Genomic DNA, 17,370 nt, shown 5'->3' on the forward strand with positions numbered 1-17,370 from the left:
CGACTCATGCCGCTGCCCGCCTCCGCCATCAAGCCCTGGAAAGCCATCGTCGCGATGGCCGACAAGAACCGTGCCATCGGCCTCAACGGCGGGTTACCCTGGCGCATTCCGGCCGACCTCGCTTTTTTCAAACGAACCACTCTCGGCCACACCGTGGTCATGGGGCGGCGCACGATGGAGGAAATCAAAAAGCCCCTCCCCCGCCGCGACAACGTAGTCATCACCAGCCAGCGGGGCCTGCCCGCAACGGGCTTCCAGATTATCCACAGCCTGGACGAGCTCGACGGCCTCGCGCCCAAGGGTGACCTGTTTATCATCGGGGGCGCCCAGCTTTACGCCGAGACCCTGCCCATGTGCGCCACGCTCTTTCTCACCCACGTCAAGGGTGACTACGCGGGCGACACCTTTTTGCCGCCCTTCGAGCAGCTTTTTGATCCGGTCGAAACCTTGCAGGAAGACGACGAGATCAAAATCATCCGCTACCGCAACAAGGCGCTTTTGCCGGAGAGTTAAGCAAGCGCACCACAGACCGGTCGCGCCCGCACGCCGTCCCGGCCGTTGCCGTCATTTAGCCGCCAGCCCCCACCGCCCATGAAATCCTACCGCAAGGAACTCTGGTTCAACATCCCGCAACGCCGCCAGTTGATCAACATCACCGGCGAAGTCGAAGCCGCCCTGCGCGAAAGCGGCATCCAGGAGGGCCTCTGTCTGGTCAACGCCATGCACATCAGCGCCAGCGTCTTTATCAACGACGACGAATCCGGCCTCCACGCCGACTTCGAGCGCTGGCTGGAAAAACTCGCCCCCGAAAAGCCCCACGACCAATACGCCCATAATGGCTACGAGGACAACGCCGACGCCCACCTCAAGCGCACCATCATGGGCCGTGAAGTCACCGTCGCCGTGACCGAGGGCCGTCTCGACTTCGGCCCGTGGGAGCAGATCTTTTACGGCGAATTTGACGGCAAACGCAAAAAGCGCGCCCTCATCAAAATCATCGGCGCCTAGGCAGGACAGAGTCCTGCACCTGTGATGCTCACGCATCACTGATGCCGTCGCCTTGGCGACGGCATGGGCAACGGTGATTGACGCCAACTCAAACGAACTTCGCATATCCCACACAGGTAGGGGGCGAAACCCGTAGGCAAATTAGTATTGACTGCGAGCGATGGGGCACAGCCCCATCCAGATACGCAGCATCCCGGGTGAAGGGTGCGCCCTTCAGAAGCCGCCGAAGCTGCCTTGATAGACGCCGAGCGCAACGGTGATGATGGCCAGCGCGGCCAGCGTGACCTTGTGCGGGAGGCAAACCTTGATTGGTTCAAGCTTCTCCTCCTTGCCCTCGGGCCAGGATTGCTCCTGGAAGAAGGCTTCGCGCATCCAGCCAAAGTAGTAGTAGATCGAGATCACGACCCCGGTGATGGCCACGGCGAGCAGGACGTACAGATTCGCCTGGAACGCGACAACGAAGAGAAACACCTTCCCGATGAAACCGGCCAAGGGCGGAATCCCGGCCAGCGAACCGAGCCCGACGGCAAGCACACCGGCAAGGAAGGGCTGACGTTTGGCCAGATGCACGTAGTGGTCGATTTCCTGGTTTTCGTCGTCCACCCCGGCCACCTGCGCCATGACGCCGAAGACCGCGAAGGAACCGAAAAGGTAGGTGAAAAGGTAGAAGATAATCGCCCACGAAGCCAGTTCGACACCTTCGGCCAGGGCCACGATGCCCAGCAAGAGATAACCGGCGTGCGCGATCCCGGAAAGGCCCATCACGCGCTTGACGTTGCGCTGGCCCAGGGCGGTCAGATTCCCAAAGAGGATCGTCACCACCGCGATGGCCGACAGGAGCGGCACGACCAGTTCCTTCATCGGGCCGAAGGGGCCGACGATCAGGTTGATCAGGATGATGAAACCGGCGGCCTTGGAGGAAACGGCGAGGAAGGCCGTCACCGGCGTCGGCGCACCTTGGTAAACGTCGGGGATCCAGATCTGGAACGGGACCGCCCCGATCTTGAAGCAGATGCCGCACAGCACCATGACGACCCCGATTTTGGCCAGGACGTTGTCCGGGTTGAGGGCGAGGAACTGCTCCAGCGCGAGGAAATTCAGCGAATCCTGCGAATACGCGGGCAGGCTCGGATCACCGGCGACGCCGTAGAGCAGAACGATCCCGAAGAGCAGGATAGCCGTGCTGGTCCCGCCGAGGACAAGATATTTTAAACCGCCTTCGAGCGAGAAGATACTATTACGCCCATAGCTGACGAGCACGTAGAAGCCGATAGTCACCGTTTCCAGCGCCACGAAGAGCATGACGAAATTCGAGCTCTGCCCCAGCAGCATGAGAGCCGCCGTCACGATCAGCGTCAGGCAGTAGAACTCCATCCGGGGCAGCGTCCGCTGCTTGCGCAGGTACACCATCCCCAGCCAGCACACAAGGATCGAAGCCAGCAGGAAAAACACCCGCATCACGTCGCCAAGCATAGTCGGCATAATCATCCCGCCAAAGAGCAGGCGGCTGTCGCTGAAACCGCCGCACAGGCGCGACATCAGCGCGATAAAGATCCCGATCTGCCCACCGATGGCGGCAAGGGGGACGGCCCGCTCCCGAAACTTCCCACCGAAGAGGTCGATCAGCAGGACGAGAATCGCCAGCAGGACGAGCAGGATTTCCGGCCAGAGGGCTGACCACTGGTTGGTGGAGGCGAATTGCTCCGAAAGCTGAGTCAGAAGTTCCTTGTTCATGATGCCGACTCCTGGTTGTCATGACCGGCGGGCGCAGTGGCCGCTTCGGGCGCGACGGTGGAGAGTACGCGGGGCTGGTAGGCGGGTTCGCTCATCAGTTGCTCGTCAATCGAGTTGGAAATCGCACGCGGCCACAGGCCGACCAGCACGAGTCCGAGGAAAAGGATAATCGCGGGAATGCGCTCGGCGCGGGTGATGTCGCCGATGGTCTTGCCCTCCGAGGCCTTCGCGAAGGCGGCGGACGGCGGCCCCATGAAGATCGCGGCGGCGGCACGCAGGCCGTAAACCGCCGAGATGACGATCCCGGCCACAGCCGGAGCCACCGCCCAGGCGTGTTCTTTCCACAGGGCCATGAAGATCGTGAACTCGCCCCAGAAGTTGGCGAAACCGGGCAGGCCGACGCTGGCCATGCTCGCGGCGACGAAGAACCCGGCCAGAATGGGGGCCTTCATGCCGAGGCCGCCCATGTCGCGCATGTCGTAGGTGCCGGTGCGCGCATAGACCGCCGAGGACAGCAGGAACATCAGCGCCACGGACAGGCCGTGCGCGAACATCAGGATGACCGCGCCCCCGATCCCGGCCACTGACAGCGTGGCGACCCCGAGGAAAATGTACCCCATGTGCATGACCGAGCTGTACCCGACCATGAGCTTGAGGTCGCGCTGGGCGATGGTGACGAAGCCGATGAAAAGGATATTCCCCAGCGCGAGCCAGATCAGGAGCGGATTCCATTCAATCGCACCCACCGGCAGCAGCGGCACGGCAATTTGCACCAGCCCGTAGAGGCCGAACTTTTTCAGCACCCCGGCGTGGAGCATGGCGTTGGCCGTGGGGGCGGCGGCGTAACCGCGCGGGGCCCACGAGTGGAAGGGGAAAAGCGAAACCAGGATGCCGAAGCCGAAGAGCAGCAGCCCGAAGATGTTGTGCTGGAGCACGTCGGGGAGGCTGTTGGCGGCCACGTAGTCGCGCAGCGCGATCAGATCGAAGCCGGTCCAGTCCGAGGCCTTGTAGATGTAGATCAGCCCGAGCAGCGAGAGCATCGCGCCCAGCGTCAGGTACACCGTCATCTCCATCGCAGCCGAGCGGCGCCCGGCCCCGCCCCAGATGCCGATCATGATAAAGGTCGGGATCAGCGCCAGTTCGTGGAAGAAGTAGAAGAAGAAAATGTCAATCGAGGCGAAGACCCCCATCAGCCCGCCCTGCATGACTAGCAGGAGCAGCAGGTACTGCGGAAGGCGCTCGGCCTTCGAGCTGATCGCCTGCCAGCCGGCGGCGAGCCCCACGATCCCGGCCAGCAGAAACAGCGGCGCGGAAATGCCGTTCAACCCCAGGTAGAGGCTGATGCCGAGCGTTTCCTTGAGGCCCAGGTCGAACTGGCTCAGGTAGGCGTAACCGGCGGCGTTCTGAGTCGCCCCGGCGTATTGTCCCCACAACCACAGTGCGATTGCCGCGGGGGCCAGAAAGCCGACCCCGGCGATAATCTTCGTGACGCAGGGGCAGAGCTTTTGCCCAAAGAGCATCAGCACCGCAGCCGCCAGCGGAATGACGATGGCGAGGATTAGCAGCAAGGAATTAAAGTCCGTCATCGTAGCAATCCCAGAGCAAAGGCGCCAAAGAGAAGGACGCCGGCGATAAACCAATAAACATAACCGTGAATACTGCCCACATGGAGCGAGCGTGAAACCATCCCGACCAGCCCGGCAACCGCGCCGGTACCGCGCACGACCAGCCCGCCGATGAGGGCCGTGTCGAGGAACGCGATAAAGTCCGCGAAGCGCTGCTGGATGTGGGTAACATAGAAGTCGTAAACATCGTCAAACCAGCCGTGGCGTTCGAGCACATGGTAGAGCCCCGGCGCCTTGGCCTGGAGGCGGTCCTGCGACGGCCCGCGTCCGTAGAAGAAGAAGGTGAAGAGGAAACCGGCCACGATACAGCCGATGCTCAGCCACTCAACCCAGTGCGCGCCGGACTGCTCAAAGAGGTGGTGCGCCGCTTCCCAGCCGCCGGCGGCGTGCGAGTAGCCATCGACCATGAACTGCGCCACATCGGCGGGGATGAGGCCGTTCATGACGCCGTCGGCCCAGCCCCAGTTGTACACGAACCAGCCCGCACCCAGCGAGAGCACCCAGCCGAGCACGACCAGCGGGGCCGTCATCCACGGGCTGCTTTCATGCGCGTGCGAAGCCTTTTCCGAGTTGGGCTTGCCGAAGAAGACAACGAAGAGCATCCGGCCCATGTAGAGCGCGGTCAGGAGCGCCCCGAGCATGGTCAGCCCGAAGGCCCACGCGTAGGCGTCCCCGTGCCCGGCGGCGAATTTCCCCCAGGCGCTGGCGATGATCGTGTCCTTGCTGTAGTAACCGGCGGTAAACGGCACGGCGGAGATGGACAGCGTGGCCACGAAGAAGGCGATGAAAGTCACGGGCATTTTCTTCCACAGGCCGCCCATCTTGAACATGTTCTGCTCGTGGTGGCAGGCGTGGATGAGCGAGCCGGAGCAGAGGAAGAGCGTGGCCTTGAAGCAGGCATGCATGGCCATGTGCATGATGGCCAGCCCAGGAAAGCCCAGGCCGATGGCCGTGGCCATGTAGCCGAGGTGCGCCAGGGTCGAGTACGCGAGGCTCTTTTTGATGTCGGTCTGGCCCAGGGCGCAGAAACCGGCGAAGGCCGTCATGATCGCGCCCGACCAGAGGATCCACTCCAGCGCAAAGGGCGAGAGCAGGAAGAACACCCGCACCATGAAATAGATACCGGCGGCCACCATGGTGGCGGCGTGGATGAGGGCCGAGACCGGAGTCGGGCCCGCCATGGCGTCGGTCAGCCACACCTGGAGCGGGAACTGCGCGCTCTTGCCGATGAAGCCGCACATCAGGCACAGGCCGATGCCGGTGACGACACCGCTCTGCCCGCTCTGAATCTGCGCGGTGATGGCCGAGATGTCCGCCGTGCCGTAGTAGTGGTAGGCCCAGGCGATCCCGACGAGGAAACCGAAGTCCCCCACCCGGTTGACGATAAAGGCCTTCTTGGCGGCGGCGGCGGCGTAGTCCTGATCCCAGTAGTGGGCGATCAGCATGTACGAGCTGAAGCCGACCAGTTCCCAGAACACGAACACCATGAACAGGTTGTCCGAGAGCACGATGCCCAGCATCGAAAACATGAAGATCGACAGACCGCCGAAGAAACGGCCCTTGTCCTTGTCGTCGTCCATGTAGCCCACGCTGAAGACGTGGATCCAGAAGCCGATAAAGGCCACGACGGCCAGCATGGTGGCCGCCTCGTGGTTAAAGAGAAAGCCCAGTTCGAAGCTGTAGTCCTGGCCGAGTTGCAGCCACGGGATCGAGCCCGAGATCGTCTGACCATCCCACCGCAGCAGGAAGACGAAGCTCAGCACCATGATGCCCAGAGCAGCCACCACGGACACCGCCGAGGCCCAATAGCCCCCGCGCCGCAGAAACAGGCAGATTATCCCCGCTGAGGCCAGCGGGAGTAGCAGAATGATCGCAAGCAGTTCCAGAGGGTTCATCTAGTTGCTCAGGGCGTTAAGTTCCTCGACCTGGACGGTCCGGCGTTTGCGGTAAAGGGCGACGATGATGGCCAGCCCGACAGCGACTTCAGCCGCTGCCACCGTGATGATGAAAAAGACAAACAGGTTGCCGTCCATGGTCTGGTTGTAGCGCGAAAACGCGACCAGCGCCAGGTTGACGGCGTTGAGCATGAGCTCCATGCACATGTAAATGACCAGCGTGTTGCGTCGCAGCAGCACCCCGAAAAACCCGAGGGCAAACAGCAGGCCCGCCACGAAAAGATACGCGTTGAGTCCGACTCCGCTCATGATTCCCTCACTTCCGCCTTGCGAATTTCACTGGCCGAGGGGGCACCCGATCCGGGGCCGCCCAGCCGCTTGCTCAGCACGATCACGCCGATCATGGCCACCAGCAGGAGGATTCCCGAGACCTGGAACGGCAGCATGTATTTAGTGAAAAGTCCGTAACCAAAGGCCCGCGAAGCCGTGGCATAGCCCATCGGGTTGGCCGCGCCGGGGACATCGGGGGCGGCGGCCAGGGCGGTCGCCGTCGCATCCGGACCGGTCAGGAAAAGGTAGGCCATCCCGAAGATCAGCAGCAACGTAGCCACCACGGAGGCGACGACCGAAATCGTGTCCGGGCGGAGGCGGCTGGAGCGCTCGACATCGAGCAGCATGATGATGAACAAAAACAGCACCATGACCGCCCCGGCGTACACCAGCACCTGGAGAATGGCCAGGAAGAAGGCGTCCAGCAGCAGGAACAGCGCAGCCGTGCCCACGAAGCTCACGATCATGAAAACGGCGCTGTTCACCGCATCGGGGTTGATCACCACCAATAAGGCGGCCAACACCGTCAGCGCGGAAAACAGATAAAAGAAAAAGTCATGCATAGCGTAGCGTCCCTCTCGCCCGCGGACCGTGGTCCGGCGAGCTGTGAAAGTCTCAGTATCGGCTTTGCCCTTTCAAGTCAAAATCCCTTCAGATTCAGTTAATTAGTCCTAGTGATGGCCTCCGGCGGCGGCGCGTTCGGCGGCCTCTTTCTTCTTGTCCCACTTGTAGTGCTCATCGGGCAGCGTACCGCCCAGCTCGTAAAGCTTCTGCTTGTGGTAAACCAGCTCCTCGCGCGAGGTGCCGACCAGCGAATAAATATCCTGCAGGAAGATCGCCTCCTCCGGACAGACTTCCTGGCACATGCCGCAGTAGATGCAGCGCAGCATATTGATCTCGAAGTCCTGCGGGGCCTTTTCCACGTGAGCGGTCTCGCTGACCTCGGGGATCTCGCCCGGGGTGATGCGTATGGCCTTCGGCGGGCAGACGAACTCGCACAACTGGCACGAGACGCACTTTTCGCGGCCGTTGGGGTCCTTCACCAGCGTGGGCACGCCACGGTAGCCCTCCGGGATCGGCGGGCGTTCCTCCGGGTACTGGAGCGTGACCTTCGGCTTGAAGAAGTTTTTTAACGTGATTCTGAGCCCGCCGAGGATTTGCGGCAGGTAGGTCTTCTCAAAGAAAGTGAGCGGTTTGCGTTCGACGACTTTGGACATGGCTGATGAGAAGTTCCTGGGTGATTAGGGAAGCGCCCGGTCGATGATGGCGGGGGCGTTGTCGATCGTCACGAAAGTATCCCAGGCGGCGATGAAAATCGCGTAGAAGATGATGCACACGAGGGCCAGCGGAATGAGGTACTTCCATCCGATGGTCATAACCTGGTCGTAGCGGAAGCGCGGAAGCGTCCAGCGCACCCAGATGAAGAAAACCATCAGGGCGTACATCTTGACGAGGAAGTAAATGACGCTGACGACGGAGCCGATCCAGCCCCACGAGGCCCACGGGTTGGCCACCCAATCCGGCAGGAAGCCGAAGGTTGGCAGGAACTGCCAGCCACCAAAGAACAGCAGCGTGAACACCGCCGAGCCGACCACCATGTGGGCGTACTCCGCCGTGAAGTACAGGCCGAACTTGAAGCCGCCGTACTCGGTGTGGAAACCGCCGACCAGTTCGGTCTCGGTCTCGGGCATGTCGAAGGGCAGGCGGTTGGTTTCGGCGAAAAGCGCGGTCAGGTAAATGAAGGCCGGGACCGGCATCCAGAACGCCATCCACAGGTCCTGCTGGGCGGTGACGATATTGAACAGCGTCAGGTCGCCAAGGCCGCCCACCCCGCCGTTGGGGCCGTTGGCCCACATCAGCACCGGCAGGATGCTCATGCCCATGGCCAGTTCGTAGGAGATCATCTGCGCCGAGGAGCGGATACCGCCGTAGAAGGGGTATTTACTGTTCCCGGCCCAGGCGCCCAGCACGATGCCGTAAACGCTCAGCGAGCTGATAGCCAGGATGAAGAGGATGCCGATATCGACATCGGCCAGGACCAGCGGATTGGCCTGCCCGTCGATGAAGTACACCCCGAAAGGCAGCACCACGACCGTGACCAGCGCCGGGATCAGCGACAGGCACGGAGCCACCACGTAGTAAATCTTTTTTACGTGGGCGGGCATGGGCTCCTCCTTGAAGAGGAACTTCAGGCCGTCAGCCGGGAGCTGAAAAATGCCCAGCTTGACCAGCGCGCGCCCGAGCACGGGGATGTCCGAAATGCCCGGAATGGCCGCACGGTTAGGCCCGATACGCCCCTGGATCCAACTGGCGATCTTGCGCTCGGCCATGACGGAGTAACCGGCAATCGTCATGGTGACGACAACCACCAGCACGGCGTAAATCACTTTCAGTATGATATCGATCCAGTCCATGACTTAAAGGTTAGCGGTGGCTGCCGCCAGTTCGGCCTTGGGCTCGTAGTGCCAGCCGGGGCCTTCGCAGAACGGCAGGTCGGCGTATGCCGAGCCGTCGAGCAGAAGGCCGGTTTCGGGAATCTTGGAGAAATTCACGTCCTTGAGGATGTCCACCGTCTCGTTCAGGTGCTCCCAAATCTGCCCCAGCGTGGGGCGGCAGGGCGCGCCCCCGGCACACTCGGCCAGAAGGGCGTCGAGCACGAACACGTCCGGCATCAGCCCCGCCGGGCCAGGCACGGCCTGGTAGAACTTCTGCAGGCGGAACTGCTGGTTGATAAACGTGCCGGTCTTTTCGAAAACCGTCAGCGTTGGCAGCAGCACGCGGGCCAGGTCGGTGGTGGCGTTGCGGTGCGTGCCGAGGTAAACGACATTCGCCTTTTTCAGCAGGTCGGCCGGGATGCCCGCCGCGACGAGATCCTCGCCATAGCTGACAATGGTCGCTACCTCACCGGCTTCGAGCTGGGCGCGGAGCTGATCCAACTGAGCCACGGGAAGCTCGTTAATCAGCCCGGTAACGAGGCCGCCGCGCACATTCGGCGTGCGGTCGTTGGTGATCAGGCGTCCGTCGCCCTCCTCCGCGTGGCTGACAAACGTGACCGAGCCGGGCTCCTTGGCGACGAGCTTGCCAAACATGGCCTGCTCCTCGACGCTGAGGTGGCCCGAGGCGACGTAGGCGACCGAACCGAGCTGGATCAGCTCACGGGCGCGCAGGACAGCGTTGCCCAGAGAGGCGACCTGCCCGTCGATGCGGAAGCGCTGCATGCGGTCTTCGGCCTCGACGAGTTTGTAAAGCATCCGGCCCGAGTCGGTCATCCAGGTATCGTTGACCTCGTCGTTGCGGCGCGGAGTCACGCGGTAAAGCTTGCCCTCGCGGCTCCAGACCTCGGTGTTCACGCCCGCGCTACTCTCGGTGCAGATGGACTTGGTCGGTTTGAGGAACCACACGCGCATCTTGAAACGGAAATCCGTGCTCGTGAGCGCGCCCACCGGGCAGATGTCCACGGTGTTGAGCGAGTAATTGCTGTCAAGCTGGGTGCCGGGATAACAAGTCAGCGTGTTGTGGCTGCCCCGCTCGGTGAAGCCGAGAACCGGGTTCTTGTCGATCTCGGAGCAGAAGCGCACGCAGCGCGAGCACAGGATGCAGCGCTCGTCGTCGAGGGTGACGCGCGGCCCCAGCACGGTGCGCTTGGGCTTGACGTTTTTCTCCTCCACGTAGCGGCTGAACCCGCGTCCGTAGTCGGTGGCAAACTCCTGCAGGCGGCACTCGCCGGCCTGGTCGCAGATCGGGCAATCCAGCGGGTGGTTGACCAGGAGGAACTCCATCACGCCCTCGCGACAGCTCTTGGTCAGGTCGCTCTGGGTCTTGATGTGGACCCCGGGCGTGGCCTTGCTGGCGCAGGCGATGGCGGGCTTGGGCATCCAGCCGATCTTCTGCTTGCCGGTGTCGTCGTCCATGATGGGCTCGCCGGTGGCGCGGTCGCGCATCGGCATCCCCATCTCCACCAGGCACATGCGGCAGTTACCCGACACCGAGAGGTGCGGGTGGTAGCAGTAATGCGGGACTTCAACGCCGACGCTTTCGCAGGCATCCACCAGGTTCATCCCATCGGGAACCTCGAAGTCTTTGCCATCAATGTTGATGGTCACCAATTTGGGCTGTCCGTTCTCTGACATGGGAAAGTAGCGCTTAGATCAGCGGGTATCCGTTCGGGTTGTAGCGGCCTCGACCGTCACCCTGATGGGCGATCTTGTCCAGGTACTCGTCCTTGAATTTGTTGTAGTGGCTCTGCACCGGCCAGGCAACGGCCTCACCGTGGGCGCAAATGGTGCGGCCCTCGATCTGGTCGGCGATGTTTTTCATCAGATCCACGTCTTCGGGGCGGGCGTGCCCGCAGGTCATGCGGGTCGTCATCTTGTTCAGCCACAGGGAGCCTTCGCGGCAGGGCGTACACTGGCCGCAGCTCTCGTGGCCGTAGAAGGCCATGAGGTTGGCGATGACCTCCATCATGTCGGTCGAGTCGTCCATGACGATGGAGCCGCCGGTCCCCAGAAAGGTGCCGCAGGCGCGCAGGCTGATGGCGTCGAGCGGGATGTCTTCCACGCCCCAGTCAAAGGGTTCGCCGGTGTTCGGGTGTTTTCCCGTGAAGCGTTCACCGAAACGAAGGATCTTGGTCGAGGAACCGCCGGGGATGAGCGCCTTGAACTTGCGGCCCGGCAGCGGGCCGCCGCACAGATCGTACAGAAGCTCGCCAAAGGTGGCCGATCCGGCTTCGATCTCGTAGTAGCCGGGGCGCTGCACGTGGCCGCTGACGCCGAAAATGTGGGTGCCGGTGTCGCCCTTGACCCCGATCTTCGCGAACTCCGTCCCGCCCATCTCGATGATGTGCTTCACCTGCGAGAGGGTTTCGACGTTGTTGACGATGGTCGGGCACTGGTACAGGCCGAGCACGGCGGGGAAGTACGGGGGCTTGATGCGCGGGTAGCCGCGTTTGCCTTCGAGGGACTCGATCAGGCCGGTTTCCTCACCGCAGATGTAGGCCCCCGCGCCGCGGTGGACCACGATGTCGCAGGAGTAGCCGGAGCCGCAGATGTCCTCGCCGATGAAGCCCTTGGCGCGGGCCTCCTCAATGGCGGTTTCCAGGATGCGCGCCCCGTTGATAAACTCGCCACGGATATATATAAAGGCCTGCTTGGCCTGGATGGCGTAGGCGGAAATTGCCATGCCCTCGATCAACTGGTGCGGGTCCTGATAAATGATTTGGCGGTCCTTGAAAGTACCCGGCTCGGATTCGTCGGCGTTGCAGACGAGGTAGATGGGCTTGCCGGACTTGCGGTCGAGGAACTTCCACTTCATGCCGGTGGGGAACCCTGCCCCACCCCGCCCGGTCAGCCCGGAGTCGAAGACTTCCTTGCACAGATCCTCGGGCTTGGCCTGGAGCGCTTTCTTGAGCACCTCGTAGCCGCCATTGCGCAGGTAGCAGTCGATGTCCGCGGTGTAGCCGGGCTCATCGACGTGCTTGTAAATTATTCGGCGTTCCTGAATGGCCATTACTATACGTAGAAATGTTTAACCTTTATAGGCTGGTGTGCCCGGTTCGGGCGCAGTGCGGGCGGTTACGGGGTCGGCGGATGCGGCCTCCTTGATGCGGGCGATCAGCTCTTCGAGTTGCTCGGGACCACAGTTCTCGTAAAGGCGGTCATCGACCTGGACGACAGGCCCCTTTCCGCAGTCGGCGATGCACTCGACAAACTCAATCGTGTAGTTGCCGTCCTCGGAGGTGCCCCCGCGCTTGCAGGCCAGTGCTTCTTCCAGCTTTTCGCAGGTCTTGTAAGCGCCGTTGAGCGCGCACGAGAGCGTGCGGCAGACTTTTACATGGACCTTGCCGATGGGCTTGCGACGGAACATCGGGTAGAAGCTGACGACTTCGAGCACCTTCATGGGCTCGATCTCAAGCTTGGCGGCAATCCACTTCATGGCCTCATCCGAGAGGTAGCCCTGGTCCTCCTGGACCAAGTGGCACAGCGGCAGCGTCAGGCTGCGCTTGTCCGGGTACTTCGGAAAGAGCGATTCGATTTTTTGCAGAGTTTCAGGCGCAAGGTCCATGATGAATAGCAAATCGTTTAGCGGTCGCACTCGCCCATGACGAAGTCGAACGAGCCGAGAACAACGGGGATGTCCGACATCATCATGCCGGGCAGGAGTTTGGGAAGGATGCTCAGCGAGCAGAAGCTGGCGCCGCGAATGCGCAGACGGAAGGGCACCCCGCCGCCCTTCGAGCAAATGTAAAATCCGAGCGCGCCCTTCGGGTTTTCAGCCTCGAAATAGACCTCGCCGGCCGGGATCTGCGGCCCCTCAGTCACGATCATGAAGTTCTGGATCAGCTCCTCCATGCTGGTGAGCACCTTGTCCTTCATCGGCTTGAAAATCTTCTTGGCGTCTTCGGCGTACCAGGGGCCGTCGGGCATTTTTTCGATGGCCTGGCGGACGATCTTCGCGCTCTCGCGCATCTCGACCAGACGCACCAGGTAGCGGTCGTAGCAGTCACCAACCGAGCCGATGGGCGTCTCAAAATCGTAGTTCTCGTAGCCCAGGTACGGACGGTCGCGGCGCAAGTCCACATCCACCCCGGATGCGCGCAGGTTCGGCCCAGTGAAGCCGTAGCTGATCGCGTCCTCCTTGGAGATGACGCCAATGTCCTTCGTGCGGTCGAGGAAAATCTTGTTGCGCGTCAGCAGGTTGTCGATCTCGTCGATGGCCGGTCCGAGCTGGTTGAGAAACTCGTTCACGCGACCCAGCCAGCCCTCGGGGATGTCCCGGGCCAGCCCGCCGATGCGGGTGTAACTGTTGGTGAAGCGCGCTCCGGTCAGCTCTTCAAAGAGCGTGTAGAGCTTTTCGCGCTGGGTAAAGGTATAGAGGAAGACCGTCATCGCTCCGGTATCCATCCCGTAAACGCCCACGCCGAGCAGGTGCGAGGCCAGGCGGGCCAGTTCGCAGCAGATGAGGCGGATCGTCTCGCAGCGCGGCGGCACCTGGAGCCCGGCCAGCTTCTCCACCGCGATGGCGTAGCAGACGTTGTTCGACAGTGGTGCGAGATAGTCCAACCGGTCCGTGTAAGGCACGAACTGGTTGTAGGTCATGTTCTCGGCGATCTTTTCGTCCCCGCGGTGCAGGTAGCCGATGACCGGGTCGCAACTGAGGATATAGTCGCCGTCGAGTTCGAGCTTGAGCCGCAGCACCCCGTGCGTAGCCGGGTGCGAGGGCCCCATGTTCAGCGACATGGTTTCGCCCTGAAAATCGTCTTCCTGGTCGGCGGTCCGGCGGGCGACGTCGCCCACGGCAATTTCTTTAATTTGGGTCGGCATGGTAGGTTCAGCTCTCGGAGGGCTTCTCCTTCTGTTCGGTCCAGCTCTGGTCGGCGGCCCGGGGTTCGCGGTCGGACATTTCCCCGCTCTGGGGCGAGTGGAAGGGTCCGCCCATCTGGGGAGCGGCGATCACTTTGGCACCAGGCGCGGCCTGGGCCACGTCGGCAGCGGGAAATTCGGTCTCGATCCCCGCCAGCGGAAACTCCTTACGCAGAGGAAAGTACGGATAGCTGTCCCACATGAGGATGCGCCGCAGGTCCGGGTGGCCGGTAAATTTAATACCCAGCATGTCGTAGGTCTCGCGCTCCATCCAGTTGGCGATACCGAAGAGGCCAGTCAGGCTGGGGACTTCGGGGTTCTCATCGCCGACGCAGTCCGTGACGACGCGCACATAAAGCTTGTCCCGGGTGGAAAAGAGCTGGGCCAGCACGCTGAAGCGCGGGCTCGCCTCCTGCCCCCAGTCCACGCCGGTGGAGTCGGTCATGAGGTCGAAATGCATCTCGTCGCGCAGGAGGCGGCAGATTTCGACGTATTTATCCGTCGGCACATGAATGGCCGGGTCATCAGCGCTGGGCCGCTCGGTGGCGTAATCGAAGCGCTTGAGCAGGTCTTGAAGCAGTGTTTCTGGCGTCATCAGTGGGAGGCCGAAGTTGCGATGGCCTTGGGGGCCGGGTGCATGTCGCGCTTGAGCAGGTTGGAGACCGAACGCTCGTGCGAGATCTTATCCTGTAATTTCATGAGGGCGTCGAGCAGGGCTTCGGGGCGCGGAGGACAGCCGCTGACGTAAACGTCCACCGGCACAATCCGGTCCACGCCCTGGAGCACCGCGTACGAGCGGTACATCCCGCCGGTGGAAGCACAGGCCCCCATCGCGACAACCCACTTGGGCTCGGGCATCTGGTCGTATATGCGGCGCACGACCTCGGCCATCTTATAAGTGACGGTCCCGGCCACCAGCATGCAGTCCGCCTGCCGGGGGGAAAAACGTGTCACCTCCATGCCGAAACGGCTGATGTCGAATCGCGACGCCGCCGTTCCCATAAATTCAATCGCGCAGCAGGCAAGGCCCATGGGCATCGGCCAGACCGAATTTTTGCGTACCCAGTTAATCACCGCATCCAACCGGGACACGATGACTTCCCCCTCTACCTTGCTGTTGTAGCCGTATGAAGCCTCCGAACTCATAAAAAACCCCTCCTTCCCTAGGGAGCACTCCCCCCGGAATCAAACCTAATTAAAAATTTTATCTGCCTTGAGCAAGACACAGCCTGAACATAAGGCAATTTTATAGTTCACACAAGGCCACCTGAACAAGTTGGGGAAATTGTTCGCTTTGGGATTGACTCGTCCCCGCCGCGATGACTGACTCCCCGCTTCTTCGGAATGGAGAGGTGACAGAGTGGCCGATTGTGCATCCCTGGAAAGGATGTGTGCGGGTAACTGCACCGAGGGTTCGAATCCCTCCCTCTCCGCCAAATTTCTGTCCTGCCCTTCTCCGAAGGGCTTTTTTATTAGCAAGTTACGAAGTGCGAACGCCTTGCTCCACGACACTTTTGAATCCCCCGTACCCTTCAGTTCGACGAAATACGCCTCGTAATAATAATAGGGGCTGACCTAGCTAAGAGAGTTTGTCTGCGTCTCGAACCCAGTGTTTAAGCTGGCTGAGGAGCTGTTTGTGGTTGCCTGCGTTAAAGCGCCATTCACACTCCTTGAGAAACCAATAGAAATTGTCGGGTTTGATGCCGTTGAAGCGCCGCATGTGGCGCTTGGCCTGGTTCCAAAAGTTCTCGATGCCGTTGATATGGTTTTGTCTGTCAGCAAAGAGGGTTGAGTGGTTGATTCGCATGTGGTGGAAGTCGCCAACATCAAGGGCGTTGTAGGCCTGGAAGGTATCGGTGTAAACGATGCTGTCTGGCTTAACCTTCTGCTTGATGATCGGCAAGATCGTTTCGGTTTTCGAGTTGGGGATAATCGCCGTGTAAACCTTCCCACCCCGCTTGAGTAGGCCGAATACAGCCACTTTACCTGCGGCACCTCGGCCCCGCTTGCCCTTGCGTGCGCCACCGAAATAACTCTCGTCGGCCTCGACTTCGCCGCACAGCTCATAGCTGGGAAGCTTCCCAGCTATGAGCTGTCGCAAGCGCATGTAAAAGCTGATCGATGTGTTGCGATGTACGCCAACGATCTCAGCGGCTGCACGTGCTGTTGTCCCTGCCACAAAGTGCTCAATCAATCGCTGCTGCTTGTAAGAGCTGAGCCTGCTTTTTCTTTCATACATTGCTGATAAACTAAGAAGGTTTTACGTCCTTAGCTAGTGTTGTGTTAGCTAAGTTCTTGCTAAAACTATCATATGGTTCATGTTGTGTTGATGCCACGCCCAGGACGCCCGAGTGAGCCGATAGATTTGAACGATTCGGACCGCACAGAGCTTGAGCGCTTGAGCCGTGCGCGCAAGAGTGCCCAGGGCATAGCGACTCGCGCCAAGGCCGTGTTGTTGAGCTCTGAGGGCCTTACGGATACGGCAGTTAGTAAGCAAGTGGCCTTGAGTCATGTGAGCGTAGGCAAGTGGCGCAAACGCTTTATTGAGCATGGCATCGAGGGGCTCACAGATGCTCCGCGCGGCGGTCCGCCACGCCGCATCAGTGACGATAAAGTGGCCGAGGTCCTGCGGTTGACGCTGGAAACTACCCCCAAAAACGCCACGCATTGGAGCACCCGTTCTATGGCCCAGCGGGCAGGCATCAGTAACGAACGCGTCAGCGTCATCTGGCGTACCTTTGGGCTGCAACCGCACCGCAGCGAGACCTTTCAACTCTCCACCGATCCGTTTTTTGTCGAGAAGGTACGCGACGTGGTCGGGTTATACACCAGCCCGCCCGCCAACGCCCTGGTGCTCTCGGTGGACGAAAAAAGCCAGTGCCAGGCACTTGAACGCTCCCAGCCGATCCTGCCCCTAATGCCCGGAGTGCCTGCCCGACAGACTCACGATTACTTTCGCCACGGCACCACCACACTCTTTGCCGCCCTCGATATCAAAACCGGACAGGTCATGGCCCAGTGCCGCAAGCGCCACACCTCAAAAGACTTCCTGGCCTTCCTCAACAAAATCGACGCCACCGTCCAGGCAGAGTTGTACCTGCACATCATCGTTGATAACTACGCTACTCACAAAACCAAAGCGGTGCGCGATTGGCTCGTTGCTCATCCGCGCTGGCACTTTCACTTCATCCCAACCCACTCAAGCTGGCTTAATCAAGTCGAACGCTTCTTTGCCAAAATCACCCTCGATATCATCCGTAGAGGTTCTTTCTCAAGCCTGCCTCAATTGCGAAAGGCCATACTCGAATACATCGACGAAAATAACCAAAATCCAAAACCGTTCAACTGGACCGCATCACCGGAAGAGATTTTCCAGAAAATCAATCAATTTTGCAATAAACTTAGCTAACATAACACTAG

Annotated in this window: 17 protein-coding genes and 1 tRNA gene; 4 read left to right on the forward strand and 14 right to left on the reverse strand. The window is 60.9% G+C overall.

What is annotated here, in order from left to right; all coding sequences use genetic code 11:
• The first annotated feature begins 6 nt into the window (after positions 1-6).
• Together H5P28_RS16295 and H5P28_RS16300 are read left to right on the forward strand one after the other, a co-directional pair.
• The gene (locus tag H5P28_RS16295; RefSeq protein WP_185676756.1) at positions 7-513 is read left to right on the forward strand and encodes a dihydrofolate reductase; all 507 of its coding nucleotides are present in this window, start codon (positions 7-9) and stop codon (positions 511-513) included.
• Positions 514-591: 78 nt separating this feature from the next.
• A complete protein-coding gene (locus H5P28_RS16300; RefSeq protein WP_185676757.1) occupies positions 592-1,008 on the forward strand; it encodes a secondary thiamine-phosphate synthase enzyme YjbQ in 417 nt (138 codons plus the stop codon).
• Between the two features lie 213 nt (positions 1,009-1,221).
• On the opposite strand, the gene H5P28_RS16305 is transcribed toward H5P28_RS16300, so the two are convergent.
• The 13 genes from H5P28_RS16305 to nuoB form a co-directional block, all read right to left on the reverse strand.
• Positions 1,222-2,742, reverse strand: coding sequence for an NADH-quinone oxidoreductase subunit N (locus H5P28_RS16305; RefSeq protein WP_185676758.1), 1,521 nt, complete (start codon positions 2,740-2,742; stop codon positions 1,222-1,224).
• Positions 2,739-4,328 carry a complex I subunit 4 family protein gene (locus tag H5P28_RS16310; RefSeq protein ID WP_185676759.1) on the reverse strand — a complete coding sequence of 530 codons (1,590 nt, stop codon included), beginning with the start codon at positions 4,326-4,328 and terminating at the stop codon, positions 2,739-2,741. Before H5P28_RS16310 ends, H5P28_RS16305 begins: the two co-directional genes overlap by 4 nt.
• Positions 4,325-6,262 (reverse strand): NADH-quinone oxidoreductase subunit 5 family protein, encoded by a 1,938-nt coding sequence (locus H5P28_RS16315; RefSeq protein WP_185676760.1) that lies wholly within the window; start codon positions 6,260-6,262, stop codon positions 4,325-4,327. Before H5P28_RS16315 ends, H5P28_RS16310 begins: the two co-directional genes overlap by 4 nt.
• Positions 6,263-6,571 (reverse strand): NADH-quinone oxidoreductase subunit NuoK, encoded by a 309-nt coding sequence (gene nuoK, locus H5P28_RS16320; protein WP_185676761.1) that lies wholly within the window; start codon positions 6,569-6,571, stop codon positions 6,263-6,265.
• Positions 6,568-7,155, reverse strand: a complete 588-nt coding sequence (locus tag H5P28_RS16325; RefSeq protein WP_185676762.1) for an NADH-quinone oxidoreductase subunit J family protein — start codon at positions 7,153-7,155, stop codon at positions 6,568-6,570. Before H5P28_RS16325 ends, nuoK begins: the two co-directional genes overlap by 4 nt.
• Positions 7,156-7,263: 108 nt before the next feature.
• Positions 7,264-7,809: a NuoI/complex I 23 kDa subunit family protein gene (locus H5P28_RS16330; RefSeq protein WP_185676763.1), complete on the reverse strand. Its 546-nt coding sequence runs from the start codon at positions 7,807-7,809 to the stop codon at positions 7,264-7,266.
• A 24-nt stretch (positions 7,810-7,833) separates the two neighbouring features.
• Positions 7,834-9,006, reverse strand: coding sequence for a complex I subunit 1/NuoH family protein (locus H5P28_RS16335; RefSeq protein ID WP_185676764.1), 1,173 nt, complete (start codon positions 9,004-9,006; stop codon positions 7,834-7,836).
• Between the two features lie 3 nt (positions 9,007-9,009).
• Positions 9,010-10,722, reverse strand: coding sequence for an NADH-quinone oxidoreductase subunit G (locus H5P28_RS16340; RefSeq protein WP_185676765.1), 1,713 nt, complete (start codon positions 10,720-10,722; stop codon positions 9,010-9,012).
• Between the two features lie 13 nt (positions 10,723-10,735).
• Positions 10,736-12,097 (reverse strand): NADH-quinone oxidoreductase subunit NuoF, encoded by a 1,362-nt coding sequence (gene nuoF, locus H5P28_RS16345; RefSeq protein ID WP_185676766.1) that lies wholly within the window; start codon positions 12,095-12,097, stop codon positions 10,736-10,738.
• 18 nt (positions 12,098-12,115) lie between these two features.
• A complete protein-coding gene (locus H5P28_RS16350; protein ID WP_185676767.1) occupies positions 12,116-12,652 on the reverse strand; it encodes an NADH-quinone oxidoreductase subunit NuoE family protein in 537 nt (178 codons plus the stop codon).
• Positions 12,653-12,669: 17 nt separating this feature from the next.
• A complete protein-coding gene (gene nuoD / locus H5P28_RS16355) occupies positions 12,670-13,911 on the reverse strand; it encodes an NADH dehydrogenase (quinone) subunit D (RefSeq protein ID WP_185676768.1) in 1,242 nt (413 codons plus the stop codon).
• 7 nt (positions 13,912-13,918) lie between these two features.
• Entirely contained in the window at positions 13,919-14,545 is a 627-nt protein-coding gene (locus H5P28_RS16360; protein WP_185676769.1) for an NADH-quinone oxidoreductase subunit C, read from the reverse strand.
• A complete protein-coding gene (gene nuoB / locus H5P28_RS16365) occupies positions 14,545-15,096 on the reverse strand; it encodes an NADH-quinone oxidoreductase subunit NuoB (protein ID WP_185676770.1) in 552 nt (183 codons plus the stop codon). Before nuoB ends, H5P28_RS16360 begins: the two co-directional genes overlap by 1 nt.
• A gap of 200 nt (positions 15,097-15,296) precedes the next feature.
• Between nuoB and H5P28_RS16370 the strand changes: the two genes are divergently transcribed.
• Positions 15,297-15,386, forward strand: a tRNA-Ser gene (locus H5P28_RS16370).
• Positions 15,387-15,529: 143 nt separating this feature from the next.
• On the opposite strand, the gene H5P28_RS16375 is transcribed toward H5P28_RS16370, so the two are convergent.
• Entirely contained in the window at positions 15,530-16,189 is a 660-nt protein-coding gene (locus H5P28_RS16375; RefSeq protein ID WP_185676771.1) for an IS1595 family transposase, read from the reverse strand.
• A 90-nt stretch (positions 16,190-16,279) separates the two neighbouring features.
• Between H5P28_RS16375 and H5P28_RS16380 the strand changes: the two genes are divergently transcribed.
• Positions 16,280-17,359, forward strand: coding sequence for an IS630 family transposase (locus H5P28_RS16380; RefSeq protein ID WP_185673674.1), 1,080 nt, complete (start codon positions 16,280-16,282; stop codon positions 17,357-17,359).
• Positions 17,360-17,370 lie beyond the last annotated feature (11 nt).

The sequence above is a fragment of the Ruficoccus amylovorans genome (assembly GCF_014230085.1).
In the GTDB taxonomy this organism is placed as follows: Bacteria; Verrucomicrobiota; Verrucomicrobiia; order Opitutales; family Cerasicoccaceae; genus Ruficoccus; species Ruficoccus amylovorans.

Bases quoted from the DNA above. Each gene is read 5' to 3' on its own strand.
- H5P28_RS16295 (WP_185676756.1), top strand. From the start codon at position 7: ATGCCGCTGCCCGCCTCCGCCATCAAGCCCTGGAAAGCCATCGTCGCG.
- H5P28_RS16300 (WP_185676757.1), top strand. From the start codon at position 592: ATGAAATCCTACCGCAAGGAACTCTGGTTCAACATCCCGCAACGCCGC.
- H5P28_RS16305 (WP_185676758.1), bottom strand. From the start codon at position 2,742: ATGAACAAGGAACTTCTGACTCAGCTTTCGGAGCAATTCGCCTCCACC.
- H5P28_RS16310 (WP_185676759.1), bottom strand. From the start codon at position 4,328: ATGACGGACTTTAATTCCTTGCTGCTAATCCTCGCCATCGTCATTCCG.
- H5P28_RS16315 (WP_185676760.1), bottom strand. From the start codon at position 6,262: ATGAACCCTCTGGAACTGCTTGCGATCATTCTGCTACTCCCGCTGGCC.
- nuoK (WP_185676761.1), bottom strand. From the start codon at position 6,571: ATGAGCGGAGTCGGACTCAACGCGTATCTTTTCGTGGCGGGCCTGCTG.
- H5P28_RS16325 (WP_185676762.1), bottom strand. From the start codon at position 7,155: ATGCATGACTTTTTCTTTTATCTGTTTTCCGCGCTGACGGTGTTGGCC.
- H5P28_RS16330 (WP_185676763.1), bottom strand. From the start codon at position 7,809: ATGTCCAAAGTCGTCGAACGCAAACCGCTCACTTTCTTTGAGAAGACC.
- H5P28_RS16335 (WP_185676764.1), bottom strand. From the start codon at position 9,006: ATGGACTGGATCGATATCATACTGAAAGTGATTTACGCCGTGCTGGTG.
- H5P28_RS16340 (WP_185676765.1), bottom strand. From the start codon at position 10,722: ATGTCAGAGAACGGACAGCCCAAATTGGTGACCATCAACATTGATGGC.
- nuoF (WP_185676766.1), bottom strand. From the start codon at position 12,097: ATGGCCATTCAGGAACGCCGAATAATTTACAAGCACGTCGATGAGCCC.
- H5P28_RS16350 (WP_185676767.1), bottom strand. From the start codon at position 12,652: ATGGACCTTGCGCCTGAAACTCTGCAAAAAATCGAATCGCTCTTTCCG.
- nuoD (WP_185676768.1), bottom strand. From the start codon at position 13,911: ATGCCGACCCAAATTAAAGAAATTGCCGTGGGCGACGTCGCCCGCCGG.
- H5P28_RS16360 (WP_185676769.1), bottom strand. From the start codon at position 14,545: ATGACGCCAGAAACACTGCTTCAAGACCTGCTCAAGCGCTTCGATTAC.
- nuoB (WP_185676770.1), bottom strand. From the start codon at position 15,096: ATGAGTTCGGAGGCTTCATACGGCTACAACAGCAAGGTAGAGGGGGAA.
- H5P28_RS16375 (WP_185676771.1), bottom strand. From the start codon at position 16,189: ATGTATGAAAGAAAAAGCAGGCTCAGCTCTTACAAGCAGCAGCGATTG.
- H5P28_RS16380 (WP_185673674.1), top strand. From the start codon at position 16,280: ATGCCACGCCCAGGACGCCCGAGTGAGCCGATAGATTTGAACGATTCG.